This window comes from Mycobacterium sp. NGS69 (genome assembly GCF_059812165.1).
Genome location: NZ_JCALCD010000014.1, coordinates 76,862 through 97,121 on the forward strand (window position 1 = coordinate 76,862; position 20,260 = coordinate 97,121).

At 67.5% G+C, this 20,260-nt stretch carries 23 protein-coding genes and 1 pseudogene; 12 read left to right on the forward strand and 12 right to left on the reverse strand.

Annotated features, from left to right (window positions below):
• Window positions 1-40: 40 nt before the first annotated feature.
• Window positions 41-451, reverse strand: a complete 411-nt coding sequence (locus AC5Y2S_RS27570) for a TIGR03668 family PPOX class F420-dependent oxidoreductase (protein WP_499902696.1) — start codon at window positions 449-451, stop codon at window positions 41-43.
• 95 nt (window positions 452-546) lie between these two features.
• Here AC5Y2S_RS27570 and AC5Y2S_RS27575 point away from each other — a divergent pair, with 95 nt between their 5' ends.
• The 5 genes from AC5Y2S_RS27575 (at window position 547) to AC5Y2S_RS27595 (ending at window position 6,158) form a co-directional block, all read left to right on the forward strand.
• On the forward strand, window positions 547-1,011 hold the full coding sequence (locus tag AC5Y2S_RS27575; RefSeq protein ID WP_499902697.1) for a nuclear transport factor 2 family protein: 465 nt from the start codon (window positions 547-549) through the stop codon (window positions 1,009-1,011).
• A gap of 111 nt (window positions 1,012-1,122) precedes the next feature.
• A complete protein-coding gene (locus AC5Y2S_RS27580) occupies window positions 1,123-2,172 on the forward strand; it encodes a S1C family serine protease (protein WP_499959697.1) in 1,050 nt (349 codons plus the stop codon).
• 120 nt (window positions 2,173-2,292) lie between these two features.
• Window positions 2,293-4,065 carry a maltose alpha-D-glucosyltransferase gene (gene treS, locus AC5Y2S_RS27585; RefSeq protein ID WP_499902699.1) on the forward strand — a complete coding sequence of 591 codons (1,773 nt, stop codon included), beginning with the start codon at window positions 2,293-2,295 and terminating at the stop codon, window positions 4,063-4,065.
• Window positions 4,062-5,402: a maltokinase N-terminal cap-like domain-containing protein gene (locus AC5Y2S_RS27590; protein WP_499959698.1), complete on the forward strand. Its 1,341-nt coding sequence runs from the start codon at window positions 4,062-4,064 to the stop codon at window positions 5,400-5,402. The genes treS and AC5Y2S_RS27590 overlap by 4 nt, the downstream gene beginning before the upstream one ends.
• A 33-nt stretch (window positions 5,403-5,435) precedes the next feature.
• Window positions 5,436-6,158 (forward strand): YoaK family protein, encoded by a 723-nt coding sequence (locus AC5Y2S_RS27595; RefSeq protein ID WP_499902701.1) that lies wholly within the window; start codon window positions 5,436-5,438, stop codon window positions 6,156-6,158.
• 36 nt (window positions 6,159-6,194) lie between these two features.
• On the opposite strand, the gene ag85C is transcribed toward AC5Y2S_RS27595, so the two are convergent.
• From ag85C to AC5Y2S_RS27625, 6 genes are all read right to left on the reverse strand, one after another.
• Window positions 6,195-7,226, reverse strand: a complete 1,032-nt coding sequence (gene ag85C / locus AC5Y2S_RS27600) for a diacylglycerol acyltransferase/mycolyltransferase Ag85C (protein ID WP_499902702.1) — start codon at window positions 7,224-7,226, stop codon at window positions 6,195-6,197.
• Window positions 7,227-7,437: 211 nt separating this feature from the next.
• The gene (locus AC5Y2S_RS27605; protein ID WP_499959699.1) at window positions 7,438-8,265 is read right to left on the reverse strand and encodes an ABC transporter permease; all 828 of its coding nucleotides are present in this window, start codon (window positions 8,263-8,265) and stop codon (window positions 7,438-7,440) included.
• On the reverse strand, window positions 8,255-9,076 hold the full coding sequence (locus AC5Y2S_RS27610; RefSeq protein WP_499959700.1) for an ATP-binding cassette domain-containing protein: 822 nt from the start codon (window positions 9,074-9,076) through the stop codon (window positions 8,255-8,257). Before AC5Y2S_RS27610 ends, AC5Y2S_RS27605 begins: the two co-directional genes overlap by 11 nt.
• Entirely contained in the window at window positions 9,073-9,534 is a 462-nt protein-coding gene (locus tag AC5Y2S_RS27615) for a MarR family winged helix-turn-helix transcriptional regulator (protein ID WP_499959701.1), read from the reverse strand. Before AC5Y2S_RS27615 ends, AC5Y2S_RS27610 begins: the two co-directional genes overlap by 4 nt.
• 56 nt (window positions 9,535-9,590) lie before the next feature.
• Window positions 9,591-10,088 (reverse strand): metallophosphoesterase family protein, encoded by a 498-nt coding sequence (locus AC5Y2S_RS27620; RefSeq protein ID WP_499959702.1) that lies wholly within the window; start codon window positions 10,086-10,088, stop codon window positions 9,591-9,593.
• Window positions 10,089-10,102: 14 nt separating this feature from the next.
• Entirely contained in the window at window positions 10,103-10,282 is a 180-nt protein-coding gene (locus AC5Y2S_RS27625) for a hypothetical protein (RefSeq protein WP_499878464.1), read from the reverse strand.
• Between the two features lie 93 nt (window positions 10,283-10,375).
• On the opposite strand from AC5Y2S_RS27625, the gene AC5Y2S_RS27630 reads away from it, so the two are divergent.
• Window positions 10,376-10,831 carry a MaoC family dehydratase gene (locus AC5Y2S_RS27630; RefSeq protein WP_499959704.1) on the forward strand — a complete coding sequence of 152 codons (456 nt, stop codon included), beginning with the start codon at window positions 10,376-10,378 and terminating at the stop codon, window positions 10,829-10,831.
• A 66-nt stretch (window positions 10,832-10,897) separates the two neighbouring features.
• Here the strand turns inward: AC5Y2S_RS27630 and AC5Y2S_RS27635 are convergent, their stop codons facing one another.
• From AC5Y2S_RS27635 to AC5Y2S_RS27645, 3 genes are all read right to left on the reverse strand, one after another.
• Window positions 10,898-12,193 (reverse strand): acyl-CoA dehydrogenase family protein, encoded by a 1,296-nt coding sequence (locus tag AC5Y2S_RS27635; RefSeq protein ID WP_499903262.1) that lies wholly within the window; start codon window positions 12,191-12,193, stop codon window positions 10,898-10,900.
• 80 nt (window positions 12,194-12,273) lie between these two features.
• Window positions 12,274-12,972: a GAF and ANTAR domain-containing protein gene (locus AC5Y2S_RS27640; protein WP_499959706.1), complete on the reverse strand. Its 699-nt coding sequence runs from the start codon at window positions 12,970-12,972 to the stop codon at window positions 12,274-12,276.
• A 68-nt stretch (window positions 12,973-13,040) separates the two neighbouring features.
• On the reverse strand, window positions 13,041-14,138 hold the full coding sequence (locus tag AC5Y2S_RS27645; protein ID WP_499959707.1) for a F420-dependent hydroxymycolic acid dehydrogenase: 1,098 nt from the start codon (window positions 14,136-14,138) through the stop codon (window positions 13,041-13,043).
• Between the two features lie 51 nt (window positions 14,139-14,189).
• Between AC5Y2S_RS27645 and AC5Y2S_RS27650 the strand changes: the two genes are divergently transcribed.
• On the forward strand, window positions 14,190-14,795 hold the full coding sequence (locus tag AC5Y2S_RS27650) for a GNAT family N-acetyltransferase (RefSeq protein WP_499959708.1): 606 nt from the start codon (window positions 14,190-14,192) through the stop codon (window positions 14,793-14,795).
• Window positions 14,796-14,799: 4 nt separating this feature from the next.
• Here AC5Y2S_RS27650 and AC5Y2S_RS27655 read toward each other — a convergent pair whose 3' ends face one another.
• Window positions 14,800-15,162, reverse strand: coding sequence for a DUF732 domain-containing protein (locus tag AC5Y2S_RS27655; RefSeq protein WP_499959709.1), 363 nt, complete (start codon window positions 15,160-15,162; stop codon window positions 14,800-14,802).
• A 119-nt stretch (window positions 15,163-15,281) separates the two neighbouring features.
• Between AC5Y2S_RS27655 and AC5Y2S_RS27660 the strand changes: the two are divergent.
• Window positions 15,282-15,619 (forward strand): annotated as a pseudogene (locus AC5Y2S_RS27660) (hypothetical protein).
• Window positions 15,620-15,662: 43 nt separating this feature from the next.
• Here AC5Y2S_RS27660 and AC5Y2S_RS27665 read toward each other — a convergent pair.
• Entirely contained in the window at window positions 15,663-16,337 is a 675-nt protein-coding gene (locus AC5Y2S_RS27665) for a TetR family transcriptional regulator (protein ID WP_499959710.1), read from the reverse strand.
• 70 nt (window positions 16,338-16,407) lie between these two features.
• On the opposite strand from AC5Y2S_RS27665, the gene AC5Y2S_RS27670 reads away from it, so the two are divergent.
• From AC5Y2S_RS27670 to AC5Y2S_RS27685, 4 genes are all read left to right on the forward strand, one after another.
• Window positions 16,408-17,502: a ferredoxin reductase gene (locus tag AC5Y2S_RS27670; RefSeq protein ID WP_499959712.1), complete on the forward strand. Its 1,095-nt coding sequence runs from the start codon at window positions 16,408-16,410 to the stop codon at window positions 17,500-17,502.
• 35 nt (window positions 17,503-17,537) lie between these two features.
• Window positions 17,538-18,644 carry a fatty acid desaturase family protein gene (locus AC5Y2S_RS27675; protein WP_499959713.1) on the forward strand — a complete coding sequence of 369 codons (1,107 nt, stop codon included), beginning with the start codon at window positions 17,538-17,540 and terminating at the stop codon, window positions 18,642-18,644.
• Window positions 18,645-18,699: 55 nt separating this feature from the next.
• Window positions 18,700-19,224: an SRPBCC family protein gene (locus AC5Y2S_RS27680; protein ID WP_499959715.1), complete on the forward strand. Its 525-nt coding sequence runs from the start codon at window positions 18,700-18,702 to the stop codon at window positions 19,222-19,224.
• On the forward strand, window positions 19,224-20,260 hold a 1,037-nt coding region (locus AC5Y2S_RS27685), incomplete at its 3' end, for an LLM class flavin-dependent oxidoreductase (protein WP_499959716.1). The genes AC5Y2S_RS27680 and AC5Y2S_RS27685, both read left to right, overlap by 1 nt.

Here is a 20,260-nt window from a genome sequence, read left to right on the forward strand (position 1 = left end):
GCGGGTTGTCCCCGCCGGATCGATGCCGTCGCCCGCCCGGTCAGGCGTGCCAGCTCGACCAGCGCCGCACGGCAACCGCGATGACCGGGCCATCCAGCGAAACCGATTGATACTGGCGGTATTTGGCGCGCAGCAGCCGCGAGCCGCTCTCCAGCGCCTCGCCGTCGGTGTGGATGGAGGCGAGACCGTCGGCGCGGACCCACCACAACCGCGCCCAGTCGTCGTCGTAGTGGTCGACGAGCAGGCTGACCTGTGGGTTGCGTTCGATGTTGGCCAGGCGCCGCAGCCGTCGCGTCGTCTTGGGTTTCGCGTCGACGGCCGTGTAGACGACGTCATTCGCGCCGACGGCGAAGACCACCGGCACCAGGTGCGGCGCGCCATCGGGCGTGGCGGTGGCCAGGCGGGCTATCGGGGACTGTGAGAATCTGGCCTTCGGGTCGAATTCGCCCACTGCCTCAGACTAGGGCCGGCGCCGCGCTAGGTTGAATTGCCCGCCTCCTCCTCCGACCGTTCCGGTCGGCATCGTCGCCGCGCTAGGTTAACCGCATGCCGGCTGAGACCCAGATCGCCAACCTCCTGTATCGCTACGCCGAATGCATCGACGCCGGTGATCTGGCGGGTGCTGCGGAGCTCTTCCAACACGCTCGTATCCGCATCGGCGGCTCGGCGGCCGACCCGGACACCGTCGACTCGGCCCGGCTGCTGGGGATCTGGAAATCGCTGATCGTGCTCCACGCGGACGGGACGCCGCGAACCAAGCACGTGACGACCAATCCGATCATCGAGGTCGATGAGCAGGCCGGCACCGCGTCCTGCCGCAGTTACTACACGGTGCTGCAGCAGACCGACGAGCTGCCACTACAGACCATCGTCACGGGTCGCTATCACGACCGATTCGAATGCGTCGACGGTCGGTGGCGGTTTTGCTACCGCGATCTCACGCTCATCGACATGGTCGGCGACGTCAGCCAGCACCTGGCCCATCCCGTCGCGCCGGCCCAAGGGGCCTGACCACTGTTGTGAATAGCTATCTGCATTACGGTTATACCCATCGAGTCGTGTTACCCAGACCGGGAGGCTGGGCCGAATTCTGGTTCTTACTGCGTCGCAGGAGGTGACGGGATGAGCAAATCGCACCACCGCTCCGTCCGGTGGTCAGGGGTGGTCGGCGTGCTGGCCGCGGTGGGGCTGGGCCTCGGCATGGCCGCGGCGCCGGCATCCGCGTCGCCGGCATACGACCGGCCCCTGGCACCGCTGGACCCGTCGGGCATCGTCGGCAAGGTCGGGCCGCAGGTCGTCGACATCAGCACCAAGTTCGGTTACAACAACGCGGTGGGGGCGGGAACCGGCATCGTCATCGATCCGGGCGGTGTCATCCTGACCAACAACCACGTGATCTCGGGGGCCACCGACATCAGCGCGTTCGCCGTCGGCAACGGCCAGACCTACGCCGTCGACGTCATCGGCTACGACCGGACGGCGGACGTGGCGGTCCTGCAGCTTCGCGGAGGGGGCGGCCTGCCGGCCGCCAACATCGGGGGCGGGGTCTCGATCGGCGAGCCGATCGTGGCGCTGGGCAACGCCGGTGGTCAGGGCGGGACGCCCAGCGCGGTCGCCGGCAAGGTCGTCGGACTCAACCAGAGCGTCTCGGCGACCGACACCCTGACCGGCGCGGAGGAGAACCTCGGCGGGCTGATCCAGGCCGACGCCGCGATCCGGCCCGGTGACTCGGGCGGCCCCATGGTGAACCAGGCCGGCCAGGTGATCGGAATGAACACCGCCGCCACCGACAGCTACAAGATGTCCGGCGGGCAGGGTTTCGCCATTCCGATCGGCACGGCGATGGGGGTCGCCGGACAGATCCGCTCCGGCGCCGCGTCGAACACGGTGCACATCGGGCCGACGGCCTTCCTGGGCCTGGGCGTGACGGACAACGGCGGCAACGGCGCCCGCGTCGAACGCGTCGTCGGCAGCGGTCCCGCGGCGTCGGCAGGAATCTCGGCCGGCGACGTGATCACCGGGGTCGACAACGTCCCGATCACCGGAGCCACGTCGATGACGGATGTGCTCGTCCCGCATCACCCCGGCGACACCATCACCCTGCACTGGCGCGCCAAAGGTGACGGAGATCGCAGCGGACCGGTGACGCTGGCGGACGGGCCGCCGGCCTGATGCCGCGCGGATAATGCCCGCCTCCGGTCGGATCCGCTTGCGGCACATCGCGATTGGCCGTCCGATCGCGGCCGTGATTCCGGATGCGCCCGGTCGGGTACCCGTGGCATCGTGGAATTGATGAACGACGCAAGAGACGCAGTCGAACACGATCCCGCGGGGGGCAGCCACGTCGAGGGCGGCGTGGTCGAGCATCCAAACGCCGAGGATTTCGACAATGCCGCCGCGCTGCCCGCCGACCCGACCTGGTTCAAACACGCGGTCTTCTACGAGGTGCTGGTCCGGGCGTTCTTCGACGCCAACGCCGACGGGTCCGGTGACCTGCGCGGGCTGATGGAACGCCTGGACTACCTGCAGTGGCTCGGCATCGACTGCATCTGGCTGCCCCCTTTTTACGACTCGCCGCTGCGGGACGGCGGCTATGACATCCGGGACTTCTACAAGGTGCTGCCCGAGTTCGGGACGGTCGACGACTTCGTCGCGTTGCTGGACGCCGCCCACGAGCGGGGAATCCGGGTGATCACCGACCTGGTGATGAACCACACCTCCGAGTCACACCCGTGGTTTCAGGAGTCTCGGCACGATCCCGACGGGCCATACGGCGACTACTACGTGTGGAGCGACACCAGCGAGAAGTACACCGACGCCCGCATCATCTTCGTCGACACCGAGGAATCGAACTGGACCTTCGACCCGGTCCGCCGCCAGTTCTACTGGCACCGGTTCTTCTCCCACCAGCCCGACCTGAACTACGAGAACCCGGCCGTTCAGGAGGCGATGATCGACGTCATCCGCTTCTGGCTGGGATTGGGGATCGACGGGTTTCGCCTGGACGCCGTGCCCTACCTGTTCGAACGCGAGGGCACCAACTGCGAGAACCTGCCCGAGACGCACGCGTTCCTCAGGCGGGTCCGCAAGGTCGTCGACGACGAGTTCCCCGGCCGGGTGCTGCTGGCCGAGGCCAACCAGTGGCCGGGCGACGTCGTGGAGTACTTCGGGGATCCCAGCACCGGCGGCGACGAGTGCCACATGGCCTTCCATTTCCCGCTGATGCCGCGCATCTTCATGGCGGTCCGCCGGGAATCGCGGTTCCCGATCTCCGAGATCCTCGCGCAGACGCCGGCGATCCCGGACATGGCGCAGTGGGGCATCTTCCTGCGCAACCACGACGAGCTGACGCTGGAGATGGTCAGCGACGAAGAGCGCGACTACATGTACGCGGAGTACGCCAAGGATCCGCGGATGAAGGCGAACGTCGGGATCCGCCGCCGCCTGGCGCCGCTGCTGGACAACGACCGCAATCAGATCGAGTTGTTCACCGCGCTGCTGATGTCGCTGCCCGGCTCGCCGGTCCTCTACTACGGTGACGAGATCGGCATGGGCGACGTGATCTGGTTGGGGGACCGCGACGGGGTGCGCACCCCGATGCAGTGGACGCCGGACCGCAACGCCGGCTTCTCCAAAGCCAACCCGGGCCGGCTGTACCTGCCGCCCAGCCAGGACTCGGTGTACGGGTACCAGGCCGTCAACGTGGAGGCGCAACGCGACACCTCGACGTCCCTGCTCAACTTCACCCGGGTGATGCTGGCGGTGCGAGGCCGACACAAGGCTTTCGCGATCGGAAGATTCGAGGAACTGGGCGGGTCGAACCCGTCGGTCCTGGCGTTCGTGCGGCACTCGGCGGACGACGGGGACACCGTGCTGTGCGTCAACAACCTGTCGCGGTTCCCCCAGCCCATCGAACTGAACCTCCAGCAATGGAGTGGTTGCACGCCGGTGGAGCTGACCGGTCACGTGGAGTTTCCGCGCATCGGTCACCTGCCCTACCTGCTGACACTGCCGGGACACGGGTTCTACTGGTTCCAGTTGACCGGATGTGAGGAGAATTCATGACCCACCCAGGCAAGCTGCCGTGGTCTGAGTGGCTCCCCCAGCAACGGTGGTACGCGGGACGCAACCGCGAGCTGTCAGGCGCCGAGCCCGGCGTCGTCGTGCCGCTGCGCGAGGACCTTGACCTGGTCCTCGTCGATGCCCGCTACACCGACGGCTCGTCGGAGCGCTACCAGGTGATCATCAGGTGGGACTCGGCGCCCGTGTCCGAGTACAGCACCGTAGCGACCATCGGGGCGGCCGACGACCGCACCGGGTTCGACGCCCTGTATGACACCGACGCGCCGCGGTTTCTGCTCTCGCTCATCGACGCGGGCGCCGTGCGCGGCTCGTCCGGCGACGAGGTGACGTTTACCAAGGAGCCGGACGTCGAGCTGCCGTTGGACGCGTTGCCGCACGTCTCCGACGCCGAGCAGAGCAACACTAGTGTGATCTTCGATCGAGACGCCATGTTCAAGGTCTTTCGGCGGGTCAGCAGCGGGATCAACCCCGACATCGAACTGAACCGGGCGCTCGCCCGCGCCGGCAACCCGCACGTGGCGCGGTTGCTCGGCACCTACGAGATGCTCCCGCCGGACGGCGACCCGTGGCCCCTGGGCATGGTGACCGAGTTCGCGTCCAACGCCGCCGAGGGCTGGGCCATGGCCACCGCCAGCGTGCGCGACCTGTTCGCGGAGGGCGACCTGTACGCGTACGAGGTCGGCGGCGACTTCGCCGCCGAATCCGGCCGGCTCGGCGAGGCCGTGGCATCCGTGCACGCCACCCTGGCGGAGTGCCTCGGCACGGCGGAGGCCACGTTCCCGGTCGAAACCGTGCTGGCCCGGCTGGCGTCGACCGTCGCCAAGGTTCCGGAGCTCGAGGAGTACGCGGCGACCATCGAGGAGCGCTTCCAAAAGCTCGCGGGCGAGACGATCACCATGCAGCGGGTGCACGGCGACCTGCATCTGGGCCAAGTGCTGCGGACGCCGGAGAGCTGGCTGCTGATCGACTTCGAAGGCGAACCGGGACAGCCGCTCGACGAGCGGCGCGCGCCCGATTCGCCGTTGCGCGACGTGGCCGGCGTGCTGCGCTCGTTCGAGTACGCCGCCTACGGGCCGCTGATCGACCAGGGCGCCGACAAGCAGCTGGCCGCCCGCGCCCGGGAATGGGTCGAGCGCAACTGCGCCGCGTTCTGCGACGGCTACACCGCGGTGTCCGGCACCGACCCACGCGATTCGGCGGAGCTGCTGGCCGCCTACGAGCTGGACAAGGCGGTCTACGAGGCCGGTTACGAGGCGCGACACCGGCCGAGCTGGCTGCCGATCCCGCTGCGATCCATCGCCCGACTGACGGCCGCCTAGGTGCGGCTGCGCCGACGGGCCGTGTCTGAAAGCATGTCCCGCGTGGGGAGAGAGACCTTCAACAGCGAGGCGAGGTTGTCGTGGGTGCTGGCCGGGCTGGCCGGCGTGCTGGGCGCCACGGCATTCACGCACTCGGCCGGGTACTTCGTCACCTTCATGACCGGCAATGCCCAGCGCGGCGCGCTGGGTTTTTTCCGCGGCGACATCGTGCTGTCGGTGTCGGCGGCGCTGCTGATCGTGTGCTTCGTCGCCGGCGTGGTGATCGCATCGGTGTGCCGCAGGCATTTCTGGGTCGCGCATCCGCACGGCCCCACCGTGCTCACCACCTTCAGCCTGCTGGCCGCCACCGTGGTGGACGTGCTCGACGAGGGATGGGAAGAAAACCTCCTGGATTTCGCGCCAATCATGTTGGTCGCCTTCGCCATTGGCGCGTTGAACACGTCGTTCGTCAAGGACGGCGAGGTGTCCGTGCCCCTGAGCTACGTGACCGGCACGCTGGTCAAGATGGGCCAGGGCATCGAGCGTCACATCGCCGGCGGCACCGCGGCGGACTGGCTTGGCTACTTCCTGCTGTTCAGCAGTTTCGTCTTGGGCGCCGTGGTGGGCGGCTGCATCAGCCTGGTCGTCAACGGCACGTGGATGCTGGTGGTCGCCACGTCCGTGTGTGCGTTGACGACCGGGTACACGTACTTCCACTCCGACCGGCGCGCGCTGCTGGAGGACAGGTCGGACAAAAAGCATGGGCAGCAGCGCTGACCGGTGCGCTGCTGCCCATGCCGTCTTGGGAGGGGCTCAGGCGGCTGGTGGTGCTGGTTGTGCCGGCTGAGCAGTGGTGTTGATGCTGTTGAGCACCTGGATGATGTCGGGCTTCATGGCGACCAGCTGCTGGTTCCAGTAGGGCCACGAGTGCGTGCCATTGGTCGGGAAGTTGAACACCCCGTTGCGTCCGCCCGCGGCCACGTAGTTGTTCTGGAAGGTTTCGTTGGTCCGCAGCGTGAGGCCTTCCAGGAACTTCGCCGGCATGTTGTCGCCGCCGAGGTCGCTGGGGGTGCCGTTACCGCAGTAGACCCAGATTCGCGTGTTGTTGGCGACCAGCCGCGGAATCTGGACCATCGGGTCGTTGCGCTTCCACGCCGGGTCGCTGGACGGGCCCCACATGCTGTTGGCGTTGTAGCCACCGGAGTCGTTCATCGCCAAACCGATCAGGGTCGGCCACCAGCCCTCGGACGGGTTGAGGAAGCCGGATAGCGAAGCGGCATAGGGGAATTGCTGCGGGTAGTAGGCGGCCATGATCATTGCCGAACCGCCAGACATCGACAGGCCCACGGCGGCGTTGCCGAACGGCGACACCTGTTTGTTGGCCTGCAGCCAGCCGGGCATTTCCTGGGTCAGGAACGTCTCCCACTTGTAGGTGTAGTTCTGTCCGTTGCCGGACGACGGCTGGTACCAGTTGCTGTAGAAGCTGGATTGGCCGCCGACCGGCATGATCACCGACAGGCCGGACTGGTAGAACTCCTCGAAGGCCGGGGTGTTGATGTCCCAGCCGTTGTAATCGTCCTGTGCCCGCAGGCCATCGAGCAAATAGACCGCGTGCTGTCCACCGGGCTGGAACTGCACCTTGATGTTGCGGCCCATCGACGGCGATGGCACCTCCAGGTATTCGACCGGGAGTCCCGGCTTCGAGAACGCGCCCGCGGTAGCCGCACCGCCGACGGCGCCGACCAGACCGGATAACAGGGCAGCGCCCACAGCCGCGATGGCCAGCCGGCGCGGCATCCTCGCTGCAACGCCACTCACCTTCCGCACCTCTTCGAAGAACGACATAGCTCCCTACCCATCCCAACTTTCATCGCTTGTTCGATGCCGCACGACTACGGTCGAATCTGTTCGCCTGCGCAGTGAAACACAGGGGGAGGGCGTAATTGGGCTGTCACGGCCGAGGTGGGAGATCGCGGTTGGCTAACGATTGGGAGTCAGCCAGGAATCGTCACATTCGGGTCACGAATGGCTCACGCAGCTATTGCGATTCAGCGGCCTACGCGACGAGTCGGCGCAAAAGTGTTGAGGCCATGGCGATTCCGATCAAAGCGGATACCACCAGCACGATGAAGTCGGCCGGGTTGAACGGGCTGCCTATCAACAGCGCCCGCAGCGCGTCCACCTCGTAACTGAGCGGGTTGACCTTGCTCAGCGCGTGCAGCCACGCGGGCATCACGTCGACGGGGTAGAGCGCGTTGGACGCGAAGAACAACGGCATCGTGATGGCCTGGCCGATCCCCATCAGGCGATCACGGCTGAGAACCAGGCCGGCCAGCGTCATCGACAGGCAGGCGAAGAACGCCGCGCCGAGCATGACGACGGCCATCGCCGCCAGTATCCGCAGCGGGTTGACCGTCAGGCCGACGTTCATCAGGTATGCCAACGCCATCACGCCGACGACCTGGGCGACCGACCGCACGCCGGCCGCGAACGCCTTGCCGGTGATCAGCGCCGACGCGGGCGCCGGCGTCACCATGAGCTTGGCCAGCACGCCGGCGTCCCGGTCCCAAATGATCTGTATGCCATAGAAGATCGAGATGAACAGCGCCGACTGCGCGATGATCCCGGGCGCCAGGAAGGCGAGATAGGACACCGACCCGGTGTGGATGACGTGCAACTTGGAAAACGTGGTGCCGAAGATCAGCAGCCACAGCGCGGGCTGCACCATCCGGGTGACGAGCTCGGTCCGGTCGTGCCGCAGCTTCTGCAGTTCGACGATCGCGAACGCACCGACCCGCGCAAGTGTTGCCTGGACCCGTTGCCACCCGCGCGGGGCGCGAACCAGGGTGGCCGCCGGGGAGTCGGGGGCGATGTCAACTGGCACGGCTGGCAACCTTTCTGCTGGAACGGATCTCGCGGAACGAGCCCGGCGATTCCGTCTGGCCGGACAGGTCCTCGGCCGCGTAGTGGCGGAACACGTCCTCGAGCGTGGCGCCGGGCGACACGGTCGATTTGAGCTTGGCGGGCGTTCCTACGGCCCGCAATTGACCGCGGTTCATGAGCGCGACCCGATCACACAGCGCGTCGGCCTCTTCCATGTAGTGGGTGGTGAGCAGCACCGTCATGCCGAACTGGGCCTGCATGCTCTGCACCTGCTGCCAGACACCGTCTCGGGCGATCGGGTCCAGCCCGACCGTCGGCTCGTCGAGCACCAGCAACGACGGGCGGTTGACCAGCGCCTGCGCCACTTCCAGGCGGCGCACCATGCCGCCGGAGTAGGCGCCCGCCCGCCGGTCGGCCACGTCGAGCAGCTGCATGGCGCCCAGCGCCTGTTCCACCCGCTCGGCCCGGTGGGCGCGGGGCACCCCGTAGAGCCGCGCGAACCACTGCACGTTCTGGCGCCCGGTTAACGCGGGCTCGACGGAAAGTTGTTGTGGCACATAGCCGATGTTGCTGCGGATGTCGATCGTCTGCTCGCGGGCGTCCATGCCGAAAATGCGCAACTCGCCGCGCTGCACCGGCGTCAACGTGGTGAGCATGCGGACCAGCGTCGTCTTTCCGGCTCCGTTGGGTCCCAGCAGGCCCATGGTCTCGCCCGGCCGCACCTGCAACGTCACGTCGTTGACCGCGGTGAACTGGCCGTAGCGGTAGGTCAGGTTCCGGCAGTCGATCGCCATCGGCAGTCGTTCGCTCATGATCGCCGCTCCTGCAGTCGTCGTGTCATCGTGTCGAGTACCTCCAATCCCTTTGTCAGGGACTCGATTTGGTCGTCGTCGAGTTCGCAGAGCACGTCGGAAACCAGCGCCCGGCGCGCGGCCCGAGACGCGTCGACGAGCTGCTGGGTGGGCTCGGCGAGTCGCAGCTCGCCAACGCGGCGGTCCGACTCGCCGACGGTCCGGATCAGCAAGCCCTTGCCGGCGAGCTTGGACACGAGGGTGGATGCGGTGTTGGGCACCAGTCCGAGCTCAGCGGCGGCGGCGCTGACCGAGATTCCGGGTCGCCGTCCGACCAGCCACAACAGCTCCGCCTGGGCCTCGGACAGCCGCGCGGAATCGAGCCCGCCACCGGCCGACCGGCGAAGTTGCCGGCGAAACCTGCCGACGACGCCGAACAGCTCGGCGACCACATCGGTGCTGGACGTCAGAGCGGCCATATACCTCTGTTTACGAGCTAAATGTGGGTGTGAGCTGTGTGTGGGCTAGCTCCCAGCTACTTTTCGAGCAGATGCAGGGCCACGTCGGTCAACTCACCGTTGTCGATGCCGGCGGTCATGTAGCTGCAGAACGGTTGCCGCCGACGATCCGTCGGCGATCCCGGGTTGAGCAGGCGCAATCCGGTCTTTGTCGTCGTGTCCCACGGAATGTGGCTGTGGCCGAACACCAGCACGTCGGTGTCCGGGTAGAGCCGCGACATGCGCGCGTCCCGGCCGGCGGTGGCGCCGGTCTCGTGGACCACGGTCAGGCGCAGCCCGTCCAGCGTGGCGCCGGCGCGTTCAGACAGCCGCGCCCGCAACGCCGGCCCGTCGTTGTTTCCCCAGCACGCGATCAGCCGCGCGGCCCTGGTTTCCAGCGCGTCCAGCAAGTCGGTCGATACCCAGTCGCCGGCGTGCACCACCACATCGGCCCGCGCGACCTCGTCCCATACCCGGGCGGGCAGGTCGCGGGCGCGCCGTGGCACGTGGGTGTCGGCGATCAGCAGCAGCCTCACGCCGCCATCTTGCGCTACCGCCGGCCGTCCTGACTGCGCGCCTCGGCGCCCGTCTCGCCCGCGTCGAAGGTGTCGTCGGAACCCGCCGCCCCCACATACGACCCGTCGTCGTCCCCTTCGGCGGCCCGCGATCGAGCCTCGTGCACTTCGGGTTCTACGTCTTCCTCGGCCCTGTGGCCCTTGTTTTCCGGCATGGATCCGGGTTTCCCACGCAGCGTCGCGCGAAACGGCCATGATCGGCTCGGATAGGGTGCATGCGGGCATCGTCAGCATCCCGAGGAGAACCAATGCGCACCTTCGATTCAGTGGCCGACCTCGCTGCCGCGGCGGGCGAGACCATCGGGCAGAGCGACTGGGTGACCATCACCCAGGAAGACGTCAACATGTTCGCCGACGCGACCGGCGATCACCAGTGGATCCACGTCGACCCGGAGCGGGCGGCGGCCGGCCCGTTCGGCACGACCATCGCCCACGGTTTCATGACCCTTTCGCTGTTGCCGCGCCTGCAGCACCAGATGTACACCGTGAACGGCATCAAGCTGGCAATCAACTACGGCCTCAACAAGGTTCGCTTTCCCGCCCCGGTCCCGGTCGGCTCGCGGGTTCGCGCCCAGAGCTCGTTGGTTAGCGTCGACGACCTCGGCGACGGCACCGCGCAGGCGACCGTGTCGACCACCGTCGAGATCGAGGGTTCTCCCAAGCCGGCGTGCGTGGCCGAAAGCATCGTTCGCTACATCTCCTGAAAGTTGGCGAGCAGACGCAGAATCGCATCGCATTCGCCTGGCGAGTGCGATTCTGCGTCTGCTCGGCTAGAACTCGGCGATCGAGTGTTCCAGGCGCTCGGCCAGTCTGGCCTCGGCCTCGGCTCGCCGCGTCGGTATGTGCGCGGACGGGAACGGCGTTGTCACCGGCTGGTATTCGCGCAGCGTCCGTCGGGCCACCGTCATCTTGTGCAGCTCGGTGGCGCCGTCGGCGATGCCCAGCGACTCCGCCGCCACCATCATCTTGACGAACGGCATCTCGTCGGACACGCCGAGCGCGCCGTGCAGGTGCATGGCCCGTTGCGCGACGTCGTGCAGCACCTGCGGCATGGCCACCTTCACCGCCGCGATGTCGCGGCGCACCTTCTGGTAGTCGTGGTGCTTGTCGATCAGCCACGCCGTCCGCAGCACCAGGAGCCGGAACTGCTCGATCTGGATCCAGCTGTCGGCGATCTTCTCCTGGGTCATCTGGAAGTCCGACAGATGGCCGTGTCGGGTCTTGCGCGACACCGCCCTCTCGCACATCATGTCGAATGCCTTGCGCGCCAACGCGATCGTGCGCATCGCATGGTGGATGCGGCCGCCGCCGAGTCGGGTCTGCGCGATCATGAACGCCTGACCCTCGCCGCCCAGCACGTGATCGGCCGGCACCCGCACGTCGTTGTACCGGACGTAGCCGTGCGAGCCGTGCTTGCCCGACTCGCCTCCGACCCCGACATTGCGGATGATCTCGATGCCCGGTGTCTCGCCCGGAACGATGAACAGCGACATCTTGTCGTACGTGCGGGCGTCGGGTTTGGTGACCGCCATGACGATGAAGAACGACGCGTGCCGGGCGTTGCTGGAAAACCATTTCTCGCCGTTGATGACCCAGTCGTCACCATCGCGGGTCGCGCCCGTCACGAACATCCCGGGATCCGAACCGCCCTGCGGTTCGGTCATCGAATAGCACGAGGTGATCTCGCCATCCAGCAGCGGCTGCAGGTAGCGGGCCTTCTGTTCGTCGGTGCCGAACAGCGCGAGAATCTCGGCGTTGCCCGAGTCGGGCGCCTGGCAGCCGAAGACCGAGGGTGCCCAGCGGGACCGCCCGAGGATCTCGTTGAGCAGCGCGAGCTTGACCTGACCGAAGCCCTGACCGCCGAGCTCGGGCCGCAGATGCGCCGCCCACAGTCCCTGGTCCTTCACCTGCTGCTGCAGCGGCCGCAGGATCGCCATCATCTCGGCGTTCTTCTTGTCATACGGGTCGAGCGCGACCAGATCGAGCGGTTCCAGCTCGTCGACCATGAACTTTTCGACCCAGTCCAGCTTTGCCTGGTATTCCGGGTCAGTTTCGAAGTCCCACACCGTGGCCAACCGTTCCCCGGCGCAGCGCCGCACCGGACTCGTTGATAAGCCACCCCATCCTAGATCGCCGCGGCGGGGGGTCAGGTGTCGCCGCGGGTCTCGATGACGCGCCGGGCGATGTCGACGAGCTTCGCCTGGCTCTCCTGCGACAGCGCTCGCAGCATCTCGAAGGCCCGAACTTCGTCCACGCCATAACGTTCCATGATGATGCCCTTGGCCTGGCCGATGCGGTCTCGGCTCGACAGCGCCGATTCCATCTGCTCACCGTGGCGCCCGGCCATGATCGCCGCGGCTGCGTGCGCGGCGAACACCGACCCGATGGTTTCGGCCTCGGTATCCCAGGCGCCGGCCTGGTAGCTGAACAAGTTCAGCGCGCCGGCTGTGCGGTCGGCGGTGTACAGCTTGAACGAGAGGCTGCTGAGCACGCCCAGCCGCACCGCCGCCGGGGCGTATCGCGGCCAGCGCGGCTCGTTGCGGAGGTCATCGGTCCGCACCACCGTTTGCTTGAGAGCGGCGTCGGCGCAGGGCCCTTCGCCGAAATCGTGTTGCAGCTTGTCGAGCTGTCCGGCCACGTCGGCGGTGTCGGCGAGCGACTCGAAGTCGCCGCCCTGTTTCACGAGCAGCACGCCCGCGACGTCGGCTCCCGGTACGAGCTGCACCGCCGTGGCGGTCACATCGGCGAGCACCTGCTCGAGCGCGCGGGGGGCGAAGATCTCACGAGCGAGCTCGGCCATACGCACGGCCAGCTCGTGGTTGGAGGCTGTGTGTGAAGGGTCCATGGTGTGCGGTTGCGGCTTGTCCGCAACCCCTCGGGTACCCGCCGTCGCCCGAACTTACCCGGGCCGGTTCAGCGCAGCTTGGGCAAGACGTTGCCGCCGTAGAAGTTGATCGCGGTCACGGGGTCGTCCTGGGGGAAGTGCAGGAAGGGGATCGCCCCGGCGTCGAGAACCTTTTGCACGGCGTTGACGTGGGCGGCGGGATCGGTGCCGACCGCCCAGTTCGCCAGCACCTTGTCGATGGGATTGGACTCCGCGGCGCGTTGGATGTCGACGGGATTGGGCTGGTCGACAGCGCCGGCGGTAAAGCGCCAGAGGGTGGCTGCGCGGGCGGCCACGTCGTTGCTGCCGACGACCGCGAAAAGTTCGGCGCGCTTCCCCAATGCTGCGGCGTCCCGCCCGGCGGCCTGCGCCCCCGCGCTGAATGCGGCGAGCAGCTTCGCGTCGCTCACGTCGCGAGCCTGGGTGATCCAGCCGTCGCCGTACTGACCGGCCAGCCGTGCGCTCCTGGGCCCGCCGGCGGCGACGAAAATCGGTGGCGGCGTAGCGGGCGTGTCGTAGAGCTTCAATGCGTTGGTCTGAAAGTACCGGCCGGGGAACGAGATTCGCGAACCGCTCCAGAGTTGGCGGATCAGTCCGATCGCCTCGATGAGTCGGTCGTGGCGCTCGGCGTAGTTGCCGAACGCATTTGTGGTCGCCTGTTCGTTGAGCCGTTCGCCGGTGCCCAATCCGAGAAACACCCGGCCCGGATTGAGGATCGCCAACGAGGCGAACGCTTGGGCCACGGTGGCGGGGTGATAGCGATAGGTCGGGCAGGTCACCCCGCTGCCGAACGAGATGCGGCTGGTGGCATTGCCGACCAGGGCCAGGGTCAGCCATGGGAACATCGAATGGCCCTCGTCGTCCTGCCACGGCTGGATGTGATCGCTGGCCCACACGTACTGAAAGCCGGCTTGCTCGGCCGCCTGGGCCTGCGCGACCAGCTGGTCGGTGCGGAACTGCTCGTGCGAGAGCACGACCCCCACGCCCTTACCCGCCGCCGGCGGCGGACCGGTCGGTTTGTTGTGGTCGGCCCGCGGCTTGTCGCAGCCCTGCGGTAGCGCGACCGCGCCGAGCACGCCCGCACCGGCCGCCATCCGCCCGAGCTTTCGCCGCGAGATGCCGGTCACCGGATCGGCATACCCCTCACGGGGCGCGTCACACCCACTAACGTGGCGTGGGTGGCCCCGCAGGCGCGTCCGGCGCGCAAAGCCGACATTCGCGAGCTGTCACGCACCCTGGCCCGGGCGTTCTACGACGATCCGGTCACCACGTGGATGCTGCCCGACGACGACGCGCGGCCAGCACAGCTGATCCGGCTGTTCGCAACGATGACGCGCCGCCACCATCTGGCCGGCGGCGGCGTGGAGGTGGCCTGCGACGGGCCGGGCATCGGTGCCGCGGCGCTTTGGGATCCGCCGAATCGGTGGCGGCATTCACGCCGGGAAGAGCTGGCGATGATGCCGAACTTCATCCGGGTGTTCGGCCTGCATTCGGCGCGGGCGCGCACGGTGCAGGAATTCATGAAGACCGAACACCCCGAAGAACCGCACTGGTATCTGGCCGTGCTCGGGAGCGATCCGGCGGTCCGCGGCCAGGGCTTCGGCCAGGCCCTGATGCGGTCGCGGCTGGATCGCTGCGATGCCGAATATTGCCCGGCGTATCTCGAGTCGAGCAAGCCCGAAAACGTCCCGTATTACGAACGTTTCGGGTTCACCGTCACCCGAGAGATCACGTTGCCCGACGGCGGCCCGACGCTGTGGGCGATGTGGCGGGACCCGCGGTAGGTCCCTAAGAAATCGGCACGTTGGTCGGCCCACTGGCCATGTATTGGTACTGCGGGCAATATGCGGTGATGGCCGACGCGGTGAAGAACGCGCTGTCGGAGTTCGACCAGTTGGTATAACCGGCCACGCCGGCAACGACGTCGTTCATCGGTTCGCCCGGGTTGGCGGTGAACTGGTCGCAAACGTAGGCCCTGGCCACGAACATCGCGTTGTCGACGGTGCCGTACGGGATGCCGTTGCCATCGAGGGCCTGGAGGAAGGAGTCGTCGGCGACGTCCGCCTGCGCCGTCGGCGCCAACCCGACCCCGCCGATCAGCGACCCGGCGGCCAAGATGGCGGCCGCGACGGGAGATGCGCGGAAGAACATGTGCCGAGACTCTCTCGCTCTGTGAAGTTGCCCGAAGATCGCAGCGTATGCGGCAAAGGGGCGAGTCACATGGGGAATTGGGAAAGTTTAATCGCCGGGGCCCGGGGCAACCGATCTGCATGGCTAACGACAACGGCGACTTCCCGGCGGAAGGCGGCCCGGGCGACACCCTCAACCCCAGCGAAAGCACCGACTCCGATGAGCTGCGCAAGCGACGACGCCGACTTGGGATGTCGTCGACCCACCCGAGGGCTGGAGCGAAGCCGACCGGTTCGGGATGACGGCGCGCGAGGAGCGGCAGGGCGAATCCCTCGACGACCGGCTGTCCGAGGAGGAGCCGGATGTATCCGGTCAGACGCTCGACGCGACCGACGACGGACCCCGGCGCGCCCACCGCGGCCAGGTCGACGGCGCACCCGAAGACGGCGATTCGCTCTACGAGGTCGTCGACGAGTAGACCGAAATCAGTGCTCGGTTGTTCACTCCGGCGACGAAGTAACCTACGGAGCGCTTCGCCAGCCGGCTATGCCGATGGTGATCATCCGCAGCTGTTTGACGGCGAGCCGTCGAATGTCTTCCAGGGCCTCGGTGGTCTGGGCGTCCTCGATCGCCTCGGCGATGACGATCATCGAGTTCACGAACAGGGTCGCCAGAACGTTGAGGTCCTCGGTGCTCCACTCGTTGAGCCTGTTGAAGCGGGCCAGGTCGGTGGCCAGTTCGGAGGTGATCAGCCGCAGCTCGGTGCGGATGGCGTAGCGCAGCACGGTGACTCCGCCCGAGCGCTCCCGATAGATGAACCGCCAGTGCTCGCGGCGATCGGTGATGCTGGCGATGACGGTCTCGACCGACGACTCGATCACCCTGTTCGGGTCGAGCCGGCCGGTCCGCGCCCCCCGCAACGTGTCGCGCAGGGTGCGAAACGATTCGTCGATCAGCACCAGCCCGAGGGCCTCCATCGACTCGAAGTGACGGTAGAAGGCCGCGGGCACGATCCCGACCTCCCGGGTCACCTCGCGCAGGCTCAGGCTGGAAAAGCTGCGGTCCTGCAGCAGCTTGAGGGCCGCGGCGATGATGGCGCGGCGCGTGGCCTCCTTGCGCTCCTCGCGCGACGGGTTCTCGCGCGAGCGCTCTCGGCCCGACCGATGCGGACGTGAGCTAGGAGTACGGCTGTTCACTATGTGAACCCTACCACAAACCGGCACTAAACCCTTGACTACCTGCGGGGCGCGGACGCACGGTGTACATATGTTCACTCAGACTTCGACCCGGAACCTCGCGCAATCCCTGCGCAAGCGCGTCCTGGGCTCAGACCTGTTAAACCTCCTCACCGGGCCGCACGGTGTAGACCGCTACACCGAGCTGGTGGCGCCGACCTGGACGCTCGGCGAGGCCCGCGCGAAGGTCATCGACGTGCGCCGCGCAGCGCCGCGCAGCGTCACCCTCACGCTCGCCCCCAACGACGCCTTCCTGTCCGCGCACACCCTGAAGGCCGGCCAGTACGTCAACCTCACCGTCGACATCGACGGTCGCCGGCACACCCGCTGCTACTCACCGGCCGGCGCCGAAGGCAGCGCGACCCTCGAGCTGACGATCGGGCACCACGACGGCGGGCTGGTGTCGAGCTATCTGTACGAGCGGGCCCGCCGTGGCATGGTGGTCGGCCTGGCCGGGATCGGCGGCGACTTCGTGTTGCCCGCGGCGCGCCCGCGGCGCATCCTGTTCGTCTCCGGCGGAAGCGGCGTCACCCCGGTGATGGCGATGCTGCGCACGCTGATCGCCGAGGGCCATTGGGGCGAGGTCGCGTTTGTGCACTACGCCCGCACCCCCGCCGAGGCGTGCTACCGCGAGGAACTCGCCGCCCATAACGATCGGCCCGGCGTCCGCGTCCTGCACGGCTATACCCGCTCGGACGCCGGCGAGCTCGTCGGACGCTTCGGGCCGGAGCACCTGGCCGCCGCGATGCCCAACCCGGACGCCGTGTTCGTCTGCGGGCCGACGACTTTGGTCGAGGCCGTGCGGGAACACTGCGACAACGTGTCCACCGAAAGCTTCGTGCCGCCGGTCTTCGATGTACCGGCGAATCCGTCGGGCGGGCGAATAACGTTCGCGGACAGCGGCATCGACGTCGTTGACGATGGCCGATCGCTGCTGGAGCAGGCCGAGTCGGCCGGGCTCACGCCGCAGAACGGTTGCCGGATGGGCATCTGCCACACCTGCACGCGGCGAAAGACCGCCGGAACCGTGCGCAACCTGGTCACCGGCGCGGTGTCGACCCAGCCCGACGAGGACGTGCAGATCTGCGTGTCCGTCCCAGTGGGCGACGTCGGCCTGTCGCTCTAGCTTTTCGAAAATCAATGGACTTGAAAGGAGAAGCCATGACACACAACACGATCACCCTGACACCCGAGCAGGCCGAGGCGTTCGGCCGCGAACTCGACGCCATCAAGGAGCGCGTGATGGCGGACCTGGGCGAAGAGGACGCCGACTACATCCGCCGCGTCATCAAGACCCAGCGTGCGCTGGAGGTCGGCGGGCGCGCTCTGTTGTTCCTGCCGCCGGCGTGGCCGCTGGGCACCGTGCTGCTGGGCGTGTCGAAAATCCTGGACAACATGGAGATCGGGCACAACATCATGCACGGTCAGTACGACTGGATGCGCGACCCGGCGATCTCGGGTCGCACGTTCGAGTGGGATACGGCCTGCCCCGCCGATCAATGGCGGCACTCGCACAACTACATGCACCACACCCACACCAACATCGTGGGGATGGACCGCGACATCGGCTACGGCATCCTGCGGATGAGCGAAGACCAGCGCTGGCACCCCTACTATCTGGGCAACCCGGTCTACGCGTTCCTGCTGATGGTGCTGTTCCAGTACGGCGTCGCGCTGCACGAACTGGAAACCGAGCGCATCCGCTCGGGCGAGATCCGGCTGCGCGACAAGCGTGAGGTGCTGCGGGACATCTGGAAGAAGACCCGGCGCCAGACGCTCAAGGACTACGTCGCCTTCCCGCTGCTGGCCGGGCCGTTCGCGCCGTTCGTCTTCGCGGGGAACCTCTCCGCCAACCTGATGCGCAACGTGTGGTCGTACATGATCATCTTCTGCGGGCACTTCCCGGACGGCACCCAGGAATTCACCGTCGAGGAGACCAAGGACGAATCCCGCGGCATGTGGTACTTCCGCCAGGTGCTGGGATCGGCAAACCTGACCGGGGGCAAGCTCTTTCACCTGCTGTCCGGCAACCTGTCGCACCAGATCGAGCACCACCTGTTCCCGGACATGCCGGCGCGCCGGTACGCCGACATCGCGCCCGAGGTGCAGGAGATCTGCCAGCGCTACGGCATCCCCTACAACCGCGGGCCGCTGATGCGCCAGTTCGGCACGGTCGTGCGCAAGATCGTCAAGCTGACCTTCCCGGACTCCTTGCTGCCGAAACCCGGTGGCAACCGGCCCGCCGATCGGGTTCCGGTCGCCGCATAACGTATGAGTCCCGCTTCGGTCCCGAGGCATTGCCTCGGGACCGTTCGGGGGGACAATGAGGTGCGTGGAATGGACCGGCGCGCGCTACGCGGATACCCCGACGGTGGAGGTGTCGGCGTGGATCGACGCCCGCCCCGAGCGGGTCTGGGATCTGGTCTCCGACATCGAGCTGATGCCGACATTCAGCAATGAGCTGAAGGCGGTGCAATGGGCCGATGGCTCGGACCGGCCCCGCGTCGGTGCCCGGTTCGTCGGACACAACGAGCATGACGCGTTCGGTCAGTGGACCAGCACCTCGCAGATCGTCGCCTGCGATGCGCCGCGCGAATTCGCCTGGGCGGTCGGCGAACCCGACCACCCCTCCGCGACCTGGCGGTTCCGCCTGACGCCCCGCGACGGCGGCACCCTGCTGAGCTTCTGGATGCAGATGGGACCGGGACGCTCGGGGCTGTCGGTGGCCATCGACTCGATGCCCGACAAAGAAGAAAAGATTGTATTCGTGCGGATGCGGGAGTTCGAGGCCGCGATCGGCAAGACGCTCGCCGCGATCAAGAGGCTGGCCGAACGCGGAGTGCGCTGATGCGCACCGCGACGACGGTCGAATTATCCAGCGCCGCAAGCGGAGTCGCCGAGTTTGTGGTCGAGGCGGAGAAGCTGGGTCTCGACGTGTGCTGGGTCGCCGAGGCGTGGGGCGCCGACGCGCCCTCGGCGCTCGGCTTCATCGCGGCGCGGACCGGGAAGATGCTGCTCGGTTCCGGCGTCCTGCAAGTCGGCACCCGATCGCCCGTCCTGGTCGCCCAGACCGCGATCACGTTGTCGAACCTGTCGGGCGGGCGGTTCCTGCTCGGGCTGGGGGCGTCGGGCCCGCAAGTCATCGAGGGCTTGCACGGCGTCTCGTTCGGCCGGCCGCTGGCCCGGATGGCCGAGACGGTCGACATTGTGCGGCAGGTGTTCGCGGGTGGCAAAATCTCGCACTCCGGCAAGGAATTTCAGATTCCCCGAGCCGGCGGCGAGGCCGTGCCCATGCGATTGTCGACCCGGGCCGAACACACCATTCCGATCTACCTCGCGGCGCTGTCACCGGCCATGCTGCGGTTGACCGGGCGCATCGCCGACGGCTGGCTGGGCACCAGCTTCGTTCCGGAGGGCGCGGGCGACGCGTTCTTCTCCCACCTCGACGAGGGACTGGCGGCCGCCGGTCGCGCCCGCTCCGACATCGACATCTGCCAGGGCGCCGAGGTCGCCTTCGCCGCCGACGAGGACGAGCTGCGCGGCATGGTCGCGGGCCGCAAGAAGGAGCTCGCGTTCAGCCTCGGCGGCATGGGGTCGTCGAGCACGAACTTCTACAACCAGGCGTACAGCCGGCAAGGCTGGGCCGAGGCCGCGGCCGAGGTCCGGGAGCGCTGGCAGCGGGGCGACCGCGACGGCGCCGCCGGGGTGGTGACCGACGAGATGGTGCTGGCCACCACGCTGATCGGAACCGAGGAGATGATCCGGGCACGGCTCGCGGTCTGGCGCGACGCCGGGGTCGACACGGTTCGGCTGTATCCCGCGGGGGACACGATGAACGACAGGCTGGCGACCCTGGGGCGGGCCATCGAGCTGGTTCGCGAGAC